This is a genomic window from Synechococcus sp. CS-603, from assembly GCF_977929215.1.
In genome coordinates this window covers 2096373-2113132 of record NZ_OZ376778.1, presented here as the reverse complement: position 1 = coordinate 2113132, position 16760 = coordinate 2096373, and the positions used below count along the sequence as shown (strand labels likewise).

The window sequence follows — 16760 nt, the reverse complement described above, 5'->3', positions numbered from 1 at the left end:
GCTTTAAACGGTCGGGCCCTGCCAGGGGCCCAGATCCCCGACACGATCGAGGTCGGCCGCCAGCGGCAGCAGGGCCGTCTCCAGGGCCAGGCCGGCAGCCACCTCCAGGGTCTGGTGCCGCACGGCCTGTCCGCCCCAGGCGATGCCGCAGAAGAGGGCTGGATGGAAGCGGTTCATGCCAATCAACCAATAGCCCCCGTCGAGGGCAGGCCCCAGCACCAGCGGTGCCCGCTCTAAGGCCGCAAACGCGCCTTGCAGATCCCGCCATTCCAGCCCGGGAAGGTCGGTGCCGATCAGCACCACCTGCCGGGCGCCCTCCCGGAAGGCATGTCTGGTCTGACGCGCCATGCGCAGGCCGAGGTTGCCCTCACCCTGGAGGCTGAACCGATCGGCTCCAAGCGCCGCTGCCCAGCGCTTCGCGGCCCTCGGGCCAAGTCCAGCGACGGCCAGCAGGGTTTCGATCGGAGCTGTGGCCGTCGCGCAGCGCCGGGCGACCGCCAGGGTGTGGCCGGTGAGGCGTTGCTGGATCCGGGCCGCCATCGGCGCCCCGAGGCTGGCGGCCAGGCGCCGCTTGCAGCGACCGGGCGCTGGCCAGCGGCTCATCACCACCAAGCGCCTGGGGCCACTGGCTGGAGCTGATCGGCGCGTCAACTGTCGCGGCTCAGCTCGGCTGGCCGCACGGTGAGATTGAGGCTCTGATCACCCCGGCGCACCCGCACCACCAAATCCTTGCCGACCTTGCCCCTGTCCACGGCGAGCTGCACCTCGGTGGGGTTGCCGACCTGCTTGCCATCCAACTGTTCGATCAGGTCGCAGGGCTCAAGTCCGCCCTTTTCGGCCGGGCTCCCTTCGAGCACTTCGACCACCACGACGCCATTGATTTCCGGCAGGCGGCACTTGGCGGCGGTGGCGTTGATCTCACGGGCCAGCTGGGGGGTGAGCGCCTGCAGGCGGACACCGATGTAGGGGTGTGAGACCCGTCCTGTTTCGAGGATCTGGGCGGCGATCTGGCGAGCCAGATTCACCGGGATGGCGAAACTGAGTCCGGCGCCGGGCGCTTGCCGAATGGCGGTGTTGACCCCGATCACCTGGCCGCCGGCATTGATCAGGGGACCGCCGCTGTTGCCGGGATTGACGGCGGCATCGGTCTGGATGTAGGGCACTCGCTGGCCTTCGCCGATCGCATTGGTGCGGTCGGTCGCGCTGATGATCCCGGCCGTCACCGTGTTGTCGAGTCCGAGGGGGTTGCCGATCGCGATCGCCCACTCCCCCGGCCGCACCTTGGAGGAATCGCCCAGGGGCGCCACCGGCAGGCCCGTCGCCACCACCTTGACCACAGCGATGTCGGTGAGCGGATCACTGCCGAGCACCTTGCCGTTGAAATTGCGCCCATCCGGCAGGGTGATGGACACCTCGTTGGTGCCTTCGACCACGTGGGCATTGGTGATGATCACGCCATCGGAGCGGGTGATGAAGCCGGAGCCCTGGCCCTGCTGCTGCCGGATCGATGGGCTGCCGCCAAAGAGGCCGCCGATGGGATTGATCACCCGTTTGACCGTGTCGATACGCACGACCGCCGGCCCCACCTTGTCGACGGCATCAACGATGAAGCGATTGCCGAGCTGCAGCGGGGCCACTGCCGGCGCATCGCTCACCTTGGCTGGCTCGGAAGGCTCAACCCTCTCCCTGACAAGGCTGGGGAGTTGCAGGTTGCAGCCTGCCAGCAGAAAACCGGTGCTGCCGGCGGCCAGCAAGCCACGGAGAAAAACAGCCTTGGCGGTGGGCTGGGCAGAGGTCATGGCGGAGGGGGTGGTCCCAGGCTGAAAACCGCCGGATGGAGAGCGGACGTTCGCTGGTGATCTGCCTATATTCGGCCACTGTGTGACGAGGGGGAGGTGCAGGAGGGTCAGGAGCTGTGGCGCCAGGTACAAGAAGCCCTCCAGGCCAATCTCAGCAAGCCCACCTTCGAAACCTGGATCCGGCCGGCCCGTTGCTCCGGATTCACTGATGGACGGCTGCTTCTCGAGGCTCCCAACAGCTTTGCCTGCGGCTGGCTGCGCAAGAATTACCTGACCACGATCGAGGCGGTGGCCTCCGAGTTGGCCGGCCAGCTTCTGCGGGTGGAGGTCCAGACGGCCGTGGGTCCCGCCGCGGATCTGGGCCTCGACGGCGGCGCTGGCGGTGGCGCTGGAGTGGTGGAGGCAACCTCCCTGCAGGCTGCTGGTGGGTCCGCTCCGGCTTCCATGCACGCCGGCTCAGCACCGCGGGGGGAAACACCCCGCCGTCCCGCTCCGGGCCTGAACCCCCGCTACGTGTTCAACCGCTTTGTGGTGGGGCCGAACAGCCGCATGGCCCACGCCGCCTCGCTGGCGGTGGCCGAAGCGCCCGGCCGCGAGTTCAATCCCCTCTTCCTCTGTGGTGGTGTGGGTTTGGGTAAAACCCACCTGATGCAGGCGATCGGCCACTACCGCGTCGAGATCGATCCCGACGCCCGGGTGTTTTACGTCTCCACCGAGTCGTTTACCAACGACCTGATCCAGGCGATCCGCAAGGACGGCATGCAGAAATTCCGCGACCGCTACCGGGCCGCCGATCTGATCCTGGTCGACGACATCCAGTTCATCGAAGGCAAGGAGTACACCCAGGAGGAGTTCTTCCACACCTTCAATGCCCTGCATGAGGCGGGCCGTCAGATCGTGATCGCCAGCGATCGCCCCCCCAGCCAGATTCCGCGCTTGCAGGAGCGGCTGATCTCGCGGTTTTCGATGGGCCTGATCGCTGACATCCAGGCCCCCGATCTGGAGACCCGCATGGCGATCCTCCACAAGAAAGCTGAGCAGGAGCGGATGTCGTTGCCCCGCGATCTCATCCAATACCTGGCGGGTCGTTTCACCTCCAACATCCGTGAACTCGAGGGTGCCCTCACCCGGGCCGTCGCCTTCGCCTCGATCACCGGACTGCCGATGACGGTGGAATCGGTGGCGCCGATGCTCGATCCTGTCGGCAATGAGGTCGTGGTGACCCCCCAGCAGGTGATCGAGAAGGTGGCCGAGGTCTTCGGCATCGGCGTTGAAGAGATGCGCAGCAGCAGCCGCAAACGGGCTGTCAGCCAGGCGCGGCAGATGGGCATGTACCTGATGCGCCAGAGCACCGATCTGAGCCTGCCCCGCATCGGCGATGCCTTCGGCGGCAAGGATCACAGCACGGTGATGTATGCCGTTGAGCAGATCGAGAAAAAGCTGGCGATCGATCCCTCCCTGGCCCGCCAGTTGCAGCAGGTGCGTGATCTGCTCCAGATCGACTGCCGCCGCCGCCGCTGACGCGAACTTCAGGTGAGGGGGCGGCTGGGGTCGAGCCCTTCGACTTCGCCATGGAAGACCCGGCTGGCGGTGATGTCTTCGGCCTCGATTGTGATCAGATCGCCCTTGGTCAGGCCACTGCCGCGGTGGTTGAACAGGCGGTTGGCTTGGCGCATACGGGCTCGATCGATTGCATTGCGGATCGAGCGGGCGTTGGCGAAGAAAGGCAGCTGCATGCGCCGTTGGATGTAATCGGCGAAGGCCGCACTGGCCTCGGCGCTGAAGCGATAACTCTCAGCCGCCATGATCAGTTTGGCAATCCCCAGCAGCTCCGCTGCGCTGTAGTCGGGAAAGTCGATGTGGTTGGCCACCCGCGAGGACAGGCCAGGGTTGGACTGATAAAAGACATCCATCCGGTCTTTGTAGCCAGCGAAGATCACCACCAGATCGTCGCGGTTGTTCTCCATCACCTGCAGCAGGATCTCGATCGCTTCGGCGCCGTAATCCCGTTCATTCTCCGGGCGGTAGAGGTAATAGGCCTCGTCGATGAACAGCACGCCGCCCATCGCCCGCTTGAGAATCTCGCGCGTTTTTGGGGCGGTGTGGCCGATGTACTGGCCCACCAGATCGTCGCGGGTGGCGGTGACCAGATGGCCCTTGCGCACGTAGCCCAGCCGGTGCAGGATCTCTGAGATCCGCTCGGCCACCGTCGTTTTTCCCGTGCCCGGCCTGCCCGTGAAGGACATGTGCAGGCTGGGGGCGCCGGTGGCCACACCGACCTGCTTGCGCGCCCGCTCCACCACCAGCAGGGCCGCGATCTCGCGGATGCGTGTTTTCACCGGCCGCAGCCCGATCAGTTCGCGGTCGAGTTGCTCAAGAACCTCATCCACCCCGGTGTCGTTGTAGGCCTCCCTGAGATCAACCGGCGTGTCATCGTCAATCGCCAGACCGGCGTTGGCATCCGGGCCAGCCAGCCTCTCCATCAGTTTCCCAGGGCATCGACGGCAGTGGCGAAGCTGAACTCGGCATCGCCCAGGGGGTTGTCATCAGGCTCAGCGCGCAGGGTGAGATTCACATAGGTGCGCCCAAAGCTGATATCCGGATAGCGCTGCTGCTTTTCAGAGAGCTCGTTGAGCCGCTCCAGAAACAGGCGGGTGCTTTCGTAATCGGCGAATTCGATGCGGCGCTCCAGACGCTCGGGCCGCTGCCGTTTGGTCCAGGGCTGTTCCATGGTTGAAACCTAGCTCAGAAGAAAATGAGGCCAGCACTGGCGCCAAGTGCCAGTGCACTCAGAACGTGGCCCGCTGATTGGTCGTGCCCCAGTGGCGGCCCCTGAGCTCCTGCAGCCAGCGCTCCAGATCCTGACCAAGCTGCGTTTCCTCCTCCCAGAGTGTCTGAAAGAAGGAGGCATTGGCCGCATCACCGATCAGGGTGCAAAAGCGCGACGCTTCGGCGTAATGCTGGATCTGTTCGGCTTCGAGTTCCGCATCCTGATTCAGCAGCCCGATCAGATCGCCGGAGCTCTGCACCGGTCGCAATTGGGAGGCTGCCGGAATCACACCGAGCAGGAGCATCTGCTGGACGAGTTGCTCGGCATGCTGGATCTCTTCCACCATTTCGCGGCGCATGCGTTCGGCGGCCACGCTGTCGCCCCAGAACGCCAGCAGTGACGCCTGGGTCATGTACTGCTGCACGGCAGTGAACTCCAGGCTGAGGGCCCTGCCCAGATACCCGAGTACCCGGGGATGCACGCCAGCCATCACGATCAGCTCCTCCGATCAACACCGCTGGGCGCGAGAACGGGCTCCAGTTCAACGTGGGGGCGGGCAATAATGTGGGCGGCGACCAGACCGTCACCGACCCGTTCGCAGGCATCGGCTCCGGCGCGAACGGCGGCGTTAACGGCACCGGTTTCGCCTCGGACCATCACGGTGACATAGCCACCGCCCACGAATTCGCGGGACACCAGGGTGACTTCGGCGGCCTTGGTCATGGCGTCAGCCGCCGCGATGGCGGGGACAAGTCCGCGGGTCTCGATCATGCCGAGAGCGATGCCGTGAGGTGCTGAGGCCATGGCGTTGCTCGTGGAGGGGGATGGGGGTGGGTTGGAATTGGGCGGCTCCTGGGGCTTACCACCCACCGGAGTCGCTGCTGGAGCTGGAGTGGGAGCTGGAGTCTTCGGATCAGGCGAGGCCGGCTCCGTTTTCGCCGTGGCCGCCGGCAGGGCTTTCGCTTGGCTGCTGGCGGCCACGCCCCGACTGGTGGAGCTGCGCCTGGAGGAGGGTTGTCGGGGAGCGGGGGTGGCCATGGATCGGGCAGAGACGATTGGCTGGGCGGATCGCGATCGGGGGAGCGGGAACTCAGCCATCTGGTTCCCAGAAATCAATGATGCCGCTGATCGTGAGATCGATCTGGAGATCGGGATTGCCGGAGGCGAAGCGTGCGGCGGAGCCACTGGAGGTGAACACCCAGTTGCCGGGGGAGGCCCCGACCGGATCAACGGCCACGCTGAATTTGCCTTTGTTGGAACGCAGCACCCGCAGATTGCAGTGGCGCAACCCGTCGACCCGTTGGCTGCAGACCAGCGAGCCCGTCACCTGCATGATTTCCATCAGGGTGGACCTCCCGGGTTGCTGGGGTTGTCTGGATCCCAGTAATCGATGATCCCGACGATGGTGAGATCACTCGGATACGACTTGCTGCCGGCGGCCTCACGCGCGGCCGAACTGCCGACACAGATCACCCAGTCTCCGGGGATGCAGCCCACCGCGTCGACAGCCACTTTCTGGGTGCTGCCATCGAGCACCACCTGGAGGTGTTTGTGCTCGAAACCAGGGATTCGGTTGGTGGATACAAGTGGTTTGACAACCTTGCAGATCAACATCTCAATGACCTCCCTGAGCTTCGAGCTGGATCGATGAGCCGACCGTTTCAGCGGGGGCGTGTTGATCCCGGTCGCGCAGTGTCAGCAAGGTGTGCAGCAATCCCTGATCAAACAGCTTGGCGTAGCGCACTTCGATGGCGCTGGCGGTACGGCGGCATTGCAGCAGCGCCCTCTGCCTGGCTCCCGGCACACTGCCGTGATAATCGAAGCGGACCACGACCGGCACCGGCAGACCCCTGGAAACATTCAGGCCGGTGAAGATCTTGACGCCCACGTCGAGGTCGGCGGCCCCTTCCTCGACGGTGTCGAGATGGGCGAAATAGGTGAGATTGCGCAGATGGATTTCCTTGAAGCCGATGCCAACACCGATGAACCGCTCGGCGTGGCCGGCATCGGCATAGGCGCCGCCGTGATAACTGCGCACATAGTCGATCTGGGAAATGTTGTGCTCCACCAGCCGGCTGATCAGGCTGACCATGCCCTCATCCGGTGTTGCGGCGGCCGCCGCCATCACCCTGGAGCGAATCTCAACTCTGGCCGCCTCTGCCCCCATGCGCAGGGTGGCGGCATGGACCTCACGGGCATCGAGCCAATGCTCCAGATCGGTGCCGCCTTCGCTGGAGGGCACATGCACCCGAATGGCGTCAGTGTCGGTGTCGAGGCCGATCAGCAGCAGATCCACGGAGGCCCCGCAGCAGAAGCTGTTCTCCACCGCCTGCTGGAAATCCATCAAGCGGGAGAGGCCACTGGCGGCGGCGGCGGCGTCATCGGAGTGGTGCGCCGCACACCCCTCATGGTGAGGGTCAATGGAACTGAAGTGATACACCACCACTTTGAGATAGCGGGTGGGGTCGTAGGCCTGATTGGGAACCCCTTCGCGGTAGCGCAGATGCTCGGTTTTCACCCAGCGATCCACGGTGTCTTCGACATCGAACATGGCGCCGGCATGGGGCCGGCGACGCACGGAACTGAACGGAAGGCGCAGGGCGTAACTGATCGTGTGGGCGAGGCGGCCGTCGGCGCAGGGGGTGACATCCAGCAGGTGGAAGCCTGAGGAGAGCAGGAAGGCGTTGAAGGCTTCAGCAGCCGGGGTGCCCTCGCGGCAGTCGAGCGGGTCTTCGCGAAAGAAGGTTTCGCTGACCCGTTCGTAGGTTTCAAACACGCACCAGGCGAACAGGGAGCGCATGTCGAGCTGGCTGACCCAGGCCTTCTCCAGGATCGACTCCGGCAGGGTGAAGCCCAGCTCGGCCTCGGCGTGGCGCTGGGCTTCGGCAACAAAACCGTCTTCGTGCTGCAGGGCCGAGAGCCGCTTGAGCACCGGCACGATTCGATCGAAGGCCCCTTTCACCGCACTCTCGTAGGCCTGGAGGCGGGCGTTGGCCGTCTGGTCGGTGAGGGGGTGGCTCTCCGCTGGGGCGATCGGCCGCCAGTTGCGCATCGGCCGGACCCTGGCTGCTTGGCGGGGGCTGGGGACGCTTGGCCCTGAGCTGTTGGCTGAGCCGCCCAGCTCCTGGCCTTCAGCTGCCGCTGAAAGCTGAGGACGCCGCCTCGGCGCCGTAGGCGCCAGGGGGCGATCGGCTGGGGCATGGCGTCGCGAGATCGACAAGGTCAGCGCACCGGGGGGAGGGAGAGGATGGCGATCAACCGCGAGCGCCGCCGGAGACGGTGATCAAGGAGCCCTGGTTGGTGTTGCCGCTGGAGCCGGTGACCCGGCTGACGGGTTGGACCATCTGGTCGTTTCGCTTAGGTGCCACCGCAGCCATCGCCTGCAGGGGACCGTTGCGGGTGGGATTGCGGCGTCGCGCCGACACTCCTTCGGTGCCGGTGACCCGCTTGCCACGGTCCCAGTCGTCTCCGGTGATGTGCAGCCCGGCGGAGATGCCTTCGCCGGTGACCCTGGAAACCGGCCGTGCCTCTTCCTCCACTTGGATTGGAGTAGCCAGAGGCTCAGGAGCGTCAGGCGCGGTCGGCATGGCCGAAACCGGGGGGCGGCGGCGCACGGCCGGCGGCATCATCTTGGGTGCAGCGAGCTGCTGGTGCGAAGCCGCCTGCTGGGGCGCGCGACGGTCGAAGCGGAACTGTTCGGTGCCGGTGACGGTGTCACCGGCCAGATCAAAAGGGCCGGTGATCCTGGCGCTGGTTTCGTAACGGGTGCCGGTGACGGCACTGCTGCGTTCCTGATGCTGATGGGCCGCCCGCGCGGGCGACTGCACGCTGAAACGTTGCCAGGGCTGGGCCTCCAGTGGCTGGGGGAAGTCAGCCTCGTGACCTTCGGCGGCACTGCAGGCCTCGTTGTATTGGTCCACGCCCACGTAGGGGGTGCCGGTGAGGGGCTCACAGGCACCTTTGCTGGCCCCGGTCATCACACCACCGATTCCGGGCTGGAGGCCGCTCAACCTGGGGCCAGGGGTGCCCATGCCCATCGGGCGGCGTTGGCGGATGGATTCAACCGCTGCGGTCGGGCACCATTCGCCGGCCTGCTCCAGCCCGGCGTAGGGCGTGCCCGTCACGGCTTTGCAGGTGCCTGGCTCATCGCCGGTGACCTTCGACGAGCGGCCGGTAATGGTGCCGGAGACCACCAACTGCTTGTTGGTGAGGCTGTGGCCCACCTTGGCGGCTTCGGGCTGGGGACGGGCGCCACAAAAACCCTCGAACTGTTGGCTGCCGATGTATTCGTCGCCGGTGACCAGGCGGCAGGTGCCGGGTTCGTTGCCGGTGACCAGCTCACTGCGGCCCACAAGCGTGCCGGTGATGCCTGTGCCGCGCAGGGTGTGTACGGATCCCACCTTGGCTGGAGCCACACCAGGAGTGCTGGTCGAATCGCTGCCCACGTACTGGGTGCCGGTGGTGCGCAGGCCGGAGCCGTGCTCATCGCCGGTGACCTTCTCGGAGCGCCCGACCATCACGCCGGAGATGGGGCGACCCGCCAGGGTCTGGCCAAGGCCCACCTTGCGGGGGGACGGCTGGGCGCTGGCACTGCCGCTGTTGGTTCCGCTGTTGGTTGCGCAGAAGGCCACGCCTTGGTTGGCCGAGAGGTATTCGGTGCCGGTGATGGTTTTGCAGGTTCCCGGCTCATCGCCGGTGACTTTTTCAGAGCGGCCCACCTCATTGCCGGTGACCCGGTTGCCGTGGCTGGTGGCGGTGACTCCCACCTTGGCGGGTTGGAGCGGTTTGGCTTCCCCCTGGCAGAAGGTGCGGAAGATGTCGCCACCCATGTAGTCGGTGCCGGTGATCGGCCGGCAGGTGCTGGCTTCGTTGCCGGTGGTCTTGATCGAACGGTTGGCCTGGGTGCCGGTCACGACCTGACCTCGGCTGGTTTCACCCGCGCCCACCTTCCAGGTGGCGTCCTGGGCTCCTGCCACTTTGTTGATGCCCCGGCGAGGGCCGGTCGGGCGGGTGACGCCGTTGCAGGCGCCCACGGCGGCAGCACCGGTCTTGCTTTTGAGATCGCGGATGCGGTGGGCCAGTTCCCGGCTGCTGATGTCGGGATTCGACTGGCGCACGACGGCAGCGGCACCGGTGGATCCATTGGTGACCGCTGACTTGCCGCGCTTGGACTGGGCTTCACGACGGGCCAGCGCCATCGCCCGGTTCGGATTGTGCTGGGCACTCCGCTTCGGGCCGTTGCGATGGCTGTTGCTGCCATGCCCATGACCGGCATGGCCGCTAGAGGGGCGCGCAGAACCACCGCTGAACAGGGGAGTCACCTGGCTTGGCGCTGAATGAGCCACGACAGCCGCAGGAGCGGGCTGGCTCGGCGGAGTGTCGCTGCGGGTGCGGTCCTTGGTGGTGGCGGCCCGCTTCCCCTGCTTGCTGAGGGCTTCGCGGCGGGCCAGGGCAAGGTCGCGGGTGGGATTGGGCAGGGGCCCGCGGATCCGGGTGCTGACCTGATGCGTGGCCGGCCTGGAGAGCGACGGCATGGCAACAGCAGCCGGCGGCGCAGGAGTAGCCGCAGCCTCCTGGCGAATCGGCCGAGCTTCCGCTGCACTGCGCGTCCGGATCGGACTGTTTGAAAAACGCTTTTCGGCCGTTTTCCCGGCGGTGGAGAGTGCCAAACGTCGCGCTAGCGAGGCTTCGCGACTGGATTGAATTGCCATATCCGCCCGGTGAGTTAAGTGGCCTGAACAATCAGAAGAAGGGGTGGTCCCGGCCTGAGCCGGGACCGATCAAACCCTTCAGCGTGCTTCGAACACGACGAAGCAGGAGCCCTGGCTCTGGGTGTAGGCGTCGTAGCCGACGAGCCGGACGTGGTGATCGGGATAGGCCCGATGGCAAGCCTCGAGCTCGCTGACGATCACGCCAAGATCCTTCTCACCGAAGAAGGGCAGCTTCCAGAACGACCAGTAGGTCGCCATTGAGCGGCTGGGGTGAACGTGCTCGACCAGGGGGCTCCATCCCTGGGCAATGATGTAAGCGATCTGGTCATAGATCTCGTCCTGGGAGAACGGGGGCAAAAAGCCGAATGTCTCCAGGGTGGCGACTGTTTGATAGTCACCCACGGTGCTCATGAAGGGCATGGGGATCCTTGGTTAGGGGGAGGGGAACGGAAAAACATCAATTGACGTCGAGTTTGTCGACGGTGTCGAATTCGAACTTGATCTCCTTCCAGGTCTCAAGGGCGATGGCGAGCTCAGGGCTGTGCTTGGCGGCTTCCATCAGGATGTCGCGGCTTTCCTTCTCGATCTCGCGGCCGGCGTTGCGGGCCTTGACGCAGGCTTCGAGTGCCACCCGGTTGGCGGCGGCGCCAGCGGCCGAACCCCAGGGGTGGCCGTGGGTACCTCCACCGAACTGGAGCACGGAATCGTCGCCGAAAATCGCCACCAGGGCCGGCATGTGCCAGACGTGGATACCGCCGGAGGCCACGGCGAAGACGCCGGGCATCGAACCCCAGTCCTGGTCGAAGAAGTTGCCGCGGCTCCTGTCTTCAGGGATGAAGGATTCACGCAGCTGGTCAATGAAGCCCAGGGTGGTCTGACGGTCGCCTTCAAGCTTGCCCACCACGGTGCCGGTGTGCAGCTGGTCACCACCGGAGAGGCGCAGGCACTTGGCCAGCACCCGGAAGTGGATGCCGTGCTTGGGGTGACGGTCGATCACCGCGTGCATGGCACGGTGAATGTGCAGCAGCATGCCGTTCTTGCGGCACCACTTCGACAGACCGGTGTTGGCAGTGAAGCCGCCGGTGATGTAGTCGTGCATGATGATCGGCTGGCCGAGTTCTTTGGCGAACTCAGCGCGCTCGTACATCTCCTCAGGAGTGGCGGCGGTGCAGTTGAGGTAGTGCCCCTTCTTCTCGCCGGTTTCCTGTTGGGCCGATTCGACGGCTTCAGCAACGAACTCGAAACGGTTCTGCCAGCGCTGGAACGGCTGGGAGTTGATGTTCTCGTCGTCCTTGGTGAAATCCAGGCCACCGCGAAGACACTCGTAGACCACCCGGCCGTAGTTCTTGCCGGAGAGGCCGAGCTTCGGCTTGATCGTGCAACCGAGCAGGGGACGGCCGTACTTGTTCATCCGGTCGCGCTCGACGCAGATGCCGTTCGGCGGGCCGGGGCAGGTCTTGATGAAAGCCATCGGGAAGCGGATGTCTTCCAGACGGAGGTGGCGCAAAGCCTTGAAGCCGAACACGTTGCCCACCAGGGAGGTGAGCACGTTGGTGACCGAACCTTCCTCGAAGAGATCAAGGGGGTAGGCCACGAAGGCGTAAAACGACTCCTTGTCACCGGGGACGTCTTCGATCCGGTAGCAACGGCCTTTGTAGAAATCGAGGTCGGTGAGGAGCTCGGACCAGACCGCCGACCAGGTGCCGGTGGAGGATTCGGCTGCCACTGCGGCTGCCACTTCCTCCCTGGGAACACCGTCCTGACCGGTGACCTTGAAACAGGCCAGCAGGTCGGTGTCGAGGGGAACATAGTCAGGAGTCCAGTAGGTATCCCTGTACTCCTTGACCCCGGCGTCAAACTTTTTGCTCATGGGGAATTTCTCCGTATGGATTCAGTTGGGAAGGTGTGGGCTGAGCGCCCGTCGATTCAGGGGCGCGTCAGATTTCAGTCCTTCGAACCGATTCCAAAGCTGCTGTTCAAAGCAGGCTCGACTTCACGGTGGGGGCGCGCAATGATGTGGGCGGCAACCAGACCATCTCCAACACGCTCGCAGGCATCAGCGCCGGCACGAACGGCTGCGTTGACGGCACCGGTTTCTCCGCGCACGAGGACGGTGACGTAGCCACCACCAACGAATTCACGGCCAATCAGACGGACTTCAGCCGCTTTGGTCATCGCGTCGGCCGCTTCGATGGCGGGCACCAAGCCACGCGTTTCGATCATGCCGAGGGCGATGCCCATTGTTTCACTCGCCATTGACGACTCCGGAACAGAGGGAGGAGGTTCGCTCAGAACACTGCTCTTCGACGTACCCCGTCGTCAAGCAATCTGGGGGTCCTTCACCATCAAGGTCTTTGCTTGCCTTGATAAGCGCTGCTCATGGGTTCTTAGTTGTTAAGCCGTGTGAAGGAAACCGTTCCCCTGGCACTCACTCCTCACCCTTGAGCCCCGGACGGATTAGCCAGGAAGGGACGATCACCTGTGCCCATGGCCTCAACGCCGACCCTGCCGCCCTTGTTGCGTGAAAGCGGCCAGCGGGAGGTCTTCTGTGGACTCACCTCCATCGTCTGGTTGCATCGCCGCATGCCCGACGCCTTTTTTCTGGTGGTCGGCTCCCGCACCTGTGCCCACCTGGTCCAGTCGGCGGCCGGGGTGATGATTTTCGCCGAACCGCGTTTCGGCACCGCGATCCTCGGCGAACGCGACCTGGCCGGCTTGGCCGATGCCAACGAGGAACTTGACCGGGTGGTGGGCGACCTGCTGGAACGCCGCCCCGAGATCCGCACCCTGTTTCTGGTGGGGTCCTGCCCTTCGGAGGTGATCAAGCTGGACCTGGCCAAGGCGGCCGAGCGCATCACCACCCGCCTGCGCGGCCGCGTGCGGGTGGTGAACTATTCCGGCAGTGGTATCGAGACCACGTTCACGCAGGGGGAGGACGGCGCCCTCAGTGCCCTGGTGCCCCTGCTCCCCCGCTGCGACGACGACCAGCTGTTGCTGGTCGGCACCCTGGCCGATGGCGTCGAAGACCGCCTGCTCACCCTGTTCGAGCGCCTGGGAGTGGGGCCGGTGCGCAGCCTGCCGCCGCGCCAGTCCACCGACCTGCCCAGCGTCGGAGCCGGCACCAGGCTGCTGATGGCCCAGCCGTTCCTCAGCGACACCGTTCGCGCCCTTGAGCGCCGCGGCGCCCGCCGTCTCCCCAGCCCCTATCCGCTGGGCGTCGAAGGCAGCCGTGCCTGGATGGCCGCCGCCGCTGCGGCCTTCGCTGTGGATGAGGCCCGGGTGGCGGAGGTGCTCGATCCCCTGGTGGAGCGTGGCCGCCGGGCCCTGGTGCCGCTGCGGCGCCAACTGGAGGGCAAGCGCCTGTTCCTGATGCCCGACTCCCAGCTGGAGATCCCCCTGGCCCGGTTTCTCAGCCGTGAATGCGGCATGGACCTGGTGGAGGTGGGCACCCCCTACCTCGATCGCACCTTGATGGCCGAGGAACTGGCCCTGTTGCCCGATGGCACCCAGCTCAGCGAAGGCCAGGACCTGGAACGTCAGCTTGAGCGGGTCCGCGCCGCCCGTCCCGATCTGGTGGTCTGCGGCCTGGGGCTCGCTAACCCGCTGGAGGCAGAAGGCATCGCCACCAAGTGGTCGATTGAACTGGTGTTCAGCCCCATCCATGGCATCGACCAGGCCGCCGATCTGGCCGAACTGTTTGCCCGCCCCCTGCACCGCCGCGAGCTTCTGCAATGGAACTGACCCTCTGGACCTACGAAGGCCCCCCCCACGTGGGGGCGATGCGCATCGCCGCTTCGATGGAAGGCCTGCACTACGTGCTGCATGCGCCCCAGGGCGACACCTACGCCGACCTGTTGTTCACGATGATCGAGCGGCGTGATCGCCGTCCGCCCGTCACCTACACCACGTTTCAGGCCCGTGATCTGGGCGGAGACACTGCCGAGCTGGTGACGCGCTCGATCCAGCAGGCGGTGGACCGCTTCCGCCCCGAGGCCCTGCTCGTGGGCGAGAGCTGCACGGCGGAACTGATCCAGGACCAACCGGGCGCCCTCGCCGGCGGCATGGGCCTCGGCCTGCCGGTGGTGAATCTGGAGCTGCCCGCCTACTCCAAAAAGGAAAATTGGGGGGCGGCTGAAACCCTCTACCAGCTCTGCCGCACCCTGCTGCGCGAACGCATGCCGGCGCCGGGGAGCTCAAAGCCGGCCCCGGATCGCTGGAAATCCGAAGGCCGCCGGCCCCGGGTGAACCTGCTGGGGCCCAGCCTGCTGGGCTTCCGCTGCCGCGATGACATCAAGGAGATCAGGGGCCTGCTGGGCGAACACGGCATTGACGTGAACCTGGTGGCTCCGCTGGGGGCCCGCCCCTCAGATCTGCTGCGTCTGCCTGTGGCCGATGCCAACGTCTGCCTGTACCCGGAGGTGGCAGGACCGTTATGCAGCTGGCTGGAGCGGAACTTCGGTACCCCGGTGCTGCGCACCGTGCCAATCGGGGTCGGTGCCACCCGCCGCTTTCTGCGTGAACTCTCCGCATTGCTGGGTCTGGAGCCTCCGGAATCGAATGAGGCGGATCTGCGCTCCCGCCTGCCCTGGTATTCCCGTTCGGTGGATTCCACCTACCTCACCGGCAAGCGGGTGTTCATCTTTGCCGACGCCACCCACGCGATAGCGGCAGCGCGGATTGCGGCCGACGAGCTGGGCTTCACGGTGGTGGGCCTGGGCACCTACAGCCGTGAACTGGCCCGCGAGGTCCGGGCCGCTGCCAGCGACCTGGGCCTCGAAGCCCTGATCACCGACGACTACCTGGCCGTGGAGAAGGCGATGGGCGATGCGGCCCCAGAGCTGGTGCTCGGCACCCAGATGGAGCGCCACAGTGCCAAACGGCTGGGGATCCCCTGCGCCGTGATCAGTTCGCCGCTGCATGTCCAGGATGTGCCGGCCCGCTATGCCCCCCAGATGGGCTGGGAAGGGGCGAATGTGATCTTCGATTCCTGGGTGCATCCGCTGATGATGGGCCTGGAGGAACACCTGATCGGCATGTTCCGGCATGACTTCGAATTCGTTGAAGGGCACCGCAGCCACCTGGCCGATGGGGCACCCAGCCGTCCAGGTGGCATGGCTGAAGCGGCCCAGGCCGTGGCCGTTGCGTCATCGCCACCGCCTCCTCTGCCATCGTCCTCTCTGCAACCGTCCTCCTTGCCCTTGGCTGAAGGCGCGCTGATCTGGAGCGTCGATGGTGAGGCTGCCCTGCGCAAGATTCCTTTTTTCGTGCGCGGCAAGGTGAAAACCAACACCGAAACCTTTGCCCGTGATAACGCCCTCGGGGAGATCACCGAGGAAGTGCTCTACGACGCCAAAGCTCATTACAGCAAGTAGGCGCCCTGAGGCCGAATTGTGTGGGCTCGCTGGCGTGGCGGAGGCAGATTCAGCCTGCACAAAGGCAGAGGGTGGCACGGTTTTGTTCCCGGGATGTTTCGGTTTGCACCGCCCGCCAACGGCCCCATCGAGGCTCGGTTTACATGGGACAAGTGCCAGTTTCTGGCCCCGTTTGCAGGCAAGGAAATCCGCCGATGACAGCGACCCTCACGACCCCGACCAGCCGCAGTTCCGATGGCGAAGGCAGCCTTCAGGTTCACCAGGACACCTCGATGAACATCGAGACCGGTGCCCTGGTGATCGCGGTGTACGGCAAGGGGGGCATCGGCAAATCCACCACCTCTTCGAATCTTTCAGCGGCCTTCTCGAAGCTCGGAAAGCGTGTGCTCCAGATCGGCTGTGACCCCAAGCACGACAGCACCTTCACCCTCACCAAGAAGATGGTGCCCACGGTGATTGACATCCTCGAAACCGTGGACTTCCACACCGAGGAACTGCGGCCTGAGGATTTCGTGTTTGAGGGCTACAACGGCGTGATGTGCGTGGAGTCGGGCGGTCCCCCGGCAGGCACAGGTTGCGGCGGCTATGTGACCGGGCAGACGGTGAAATTGCTGAAGGAACACCATCTGCTGGAAGACACCGATGTGGTGATCTTCGATGTGCTCGGAGACGTGGTCTGTGGTGGCTTTGCTGCTCCTCTCCAGCATGCCGACTACTGCCTGATTGTGACAGCGAACGATTTCGATTCGATCTTCGCCATGAACCGGATCATGCAGGCGATCAACGCCAAGGCGAAGAACTACAAAGTGCGGCTTGGCGGTGTAATTGCCAACCGCTCTGAAGAAACCGATCAGATCGACAAGTTCAACGAACGCACCGGTCTGCGTACCATGGCCCACTTCAAGACCGTCGATGCCATCCGGAAATCACGCCTGAAGAAGTGCACCATTTTTGAAATGGAATCCACCCCGGAAGTGGAAGCCGTGCAGCGGGAATACCTGAGCCTGGCCCAGAAGATGCTCAGCGATGTGGAGCCGCTGGAGGCCGATTCGCTCAAAGATCGCGACATCTTTGATCTCCTGGGCTTCGACTGATCCACCGGATCGAT

17 protein-coding genes are annotated in these 16760 nt (G+C 65.0%); 4 read left to right on the top strand and 13 right to left on the bottom strand.

The features are described 5' to 3' along the window. Positions 1-3: 3 nt before the first annotated feature. Positions 4-651 (bottom strand): TIGR04282 family arsenosugar biosynthesis glycosyltransferase, encoded by a 648-nt coding sequence (locus tag ACXMDM_RS11100; protein WP_259723003.1) that lies wholly within the window; start codon positions 649-651, stop codon positions 4-6. After that, positions 648-1799 carry a trypsin-like peptidase domain-containing protein gene (locus tag ACXMDM_RS11095; RefSeq protein ID WP_259723002.1) on the bottom strand — a complete coding sequence of 384 codons (1152 nt, stop codon included), beginning with the start codon at positions 1797-1799 and terminating at the stop codon, positions 648-650. The genes ACXMDM_RS11100 and ACXMDM_RS11095 overlap by 4 nt, the downstream gene beginning before the upstream one ends. A gap of 96 nt (positions 1800-1895) precedes the next feature. Here ACXMDM_RS11095 and dnaA point away from each other — a divergent pair, with 96 nt between their 5' ends. After that, positions 1896-3320 (top strand): chromosomal replication initiator protein DnaA, encoded by a 1425-nt coding sequence (gene dnaA / locus ACXMDM_RS11090; RefSeq protein WP_259723001.1) that lies wholly within the window; start codon positions 1896-1898, stop codon positions 3318-3320. 8 nt (positions 3321-3328) lie between these two features. Here dnaA and cbbX read toward each other — a convergent pair whose 3' ends face one another. The 11 genes from cbbX to csoS1 (ACXMDM_RS11035) all read right to left on the bottom strand — a co-directional run bounded on the left by cbbX (position 3329) and on the right by csoS1 (ACXMDM_RS11035) (position 12536). Next, a complete protein-coding gene (gene cbbX / locus ACXMDM_RS11085) occupies positions 3329-4282 on the bottom strand; it encodes a CbbX protein (protein WP_259723000.1) in 954 nt (317 codons plus the stop codon). Further along, positions 4282-4530 (bottom strand): 4a-hydroxytetrahydrobiopterin dehydratase, encoded by a 249-nt coding sequence (locus ACXMDM_RS11080; protein WP_259722999.1) that lies wholly within the window; start codon positions 4528-4530, stop codon positions 4282-4284. Before ACXMDM_RS11080 ends, cbbX begins: the two co-directional genes overlap by 1 nt. Positions 4531-4588: 58 nt before the next feature. Further along, complete coding sequence (locus ACXMDM_RS11075; protein WP_071802336.1) at positions 4589-5059, bottom strand: ferritin-like domain-containing protein; 471 nt, start codon at positions 5057-5059, stop codon at positions 4589-4591. A 5-nt stretch (positions 5060-5064) separates the two neighbouring features. Further along, complete coding sequence (gene csoS1 / locus ACXMDM_RS11070; protein WP_499569607.1) at positions 5065-5607, bottom strand: alpha-carboxysome major shell protein CsoS1; 543 nt, start codon at positions 5605-5607, stop codon at positions 5065-5067. Between the two features lie 52 nt (positions 5608-5659). Next, entirely contained in the window at positions 5660-5911 is a 252-nt protein-coding gene (locus tag ACXMDM_RS11065) for a carboxysome peptide B (protein WP_071801784.1), read from the bottom strand. Further along, positions 5911-6183, bottom strand: a complete 273-nt coding sequence (gene csoS4 / locus ACXMDM_RS11060) for an alpha-carboxysome shell vertex protein CsoS4 (protein ID WP_071801783.1) — start codon at positions 6181-6183, stop codon at positions 5911-5913. Before csoS4 ends, ACXMDM_RS11065 begins: the two co-directional genes overlap by 1 nt. Position 6184: 1 nt before the next feature. After that, positions 6185-7783, bottom strand: a complete 1599-nt coding sequence (locus tag ACXMDM_RS11055; RefSeq protein WP_499570409.1) for a carboxysome shell carbonic anhydrase — start codon at positions 7781-7783, stop codon at positions 6185-6187. 40 nt (positions 7784-7823) lie between these two features. After that, complete coding sequence (gene csoS2 / locus ACXMDM_RS11050) at positions 7824-10280, bottom strand: alpha-carboxysome scaffolding protein CsoS2 (RefSeq protein ID WP_499569604.1); 2457 nt, start codon at positions 10278-10280, stop codon at positions 7824-7826. A gap of 78 nt (positions 10281-10358) precedes the next feature. Next, complete coding sequence (locus tag ACXMDM_RS11045; protein ID WP_071801781.1) at positions 10359-10700, bottom strand: ribulose bisphosphate carboxylase small subunit; 342 nt, start codon at positions 10698-10700, stop codon at positions 10359-10361. Positions 10701-10737: 37 nt separating this feature from the next. Further along, entirely contained in the window at positions 10738-12150 is a 1413-nt protein-coding gene (locus tag ACXMDM_RS11040; protein ID WP_071801780.1) for a form I ribulose bisphosphate carboxylase large subunit, read from the bottom strand. 74 nt (positions 12151-12224) lie between these two features. Further along, entirely contained in the window at positions 12225-12536 is a 312-nt protein-coding gene (gene csoS1 / locus ACXMDM_RS11035) for an alpha-carboxysome major shell protein CsoS1 (protein WP_071801779.1), read from the bottom strand. Positions 12537-12767: 231 nt separating this feature from the next. On the opposite strand from csoS1 (ACXMDM_RS11035), the gene ACXMDM_RS11030 reads away from it, so the two are divergent. From ACXMDM_RS11030 to bchL, 3 genes are all read left to right on the top strand, one after another. Continuing rightward, complete coding sequence (locus tag ACXMDM_RS11030; protein ID WP_259722996.1) at positions 12768-14021, top strand: ferredoxin:protochlorophyllide reductase (ATP-dependent) subunit N; 1254 nt, start codon at positions 12768-12770, stop codon at positions 14019-14021. Further along, positions 14012-15652: a ferredoxin:protochlorophyllide reductase (ATP-dependent) subunit B gene (locus tag ACXMDM_RS11025; protein ID WP_259722995.1), complete on the top strand. Its 1641-nt coding sequence runs from the start codon at positions 14012-14014 to the stop codon at positions 15650-15652. Before ACXMDM_RS11030 ends, ACXMDM_RS11025 begins: the two co-directional genes overlap by 10 nt. Positions 15653-15846: 194 nt before the next feature. After that, positions 15847-16746, top strand: coding sequence for a ferredoxin:protochlorophyllide reductase (ATP-dependent) iron-sulfur ATP-binding protein (gene bchL, locus ACXMDM_RS11020; RefSeq protein WP_259722994.1), 900 nt, complete (start codon positions 15847-15849; stop codon positions 16744-16746). Positions 16747-16760: the final 14 nt, after the last annotated feature.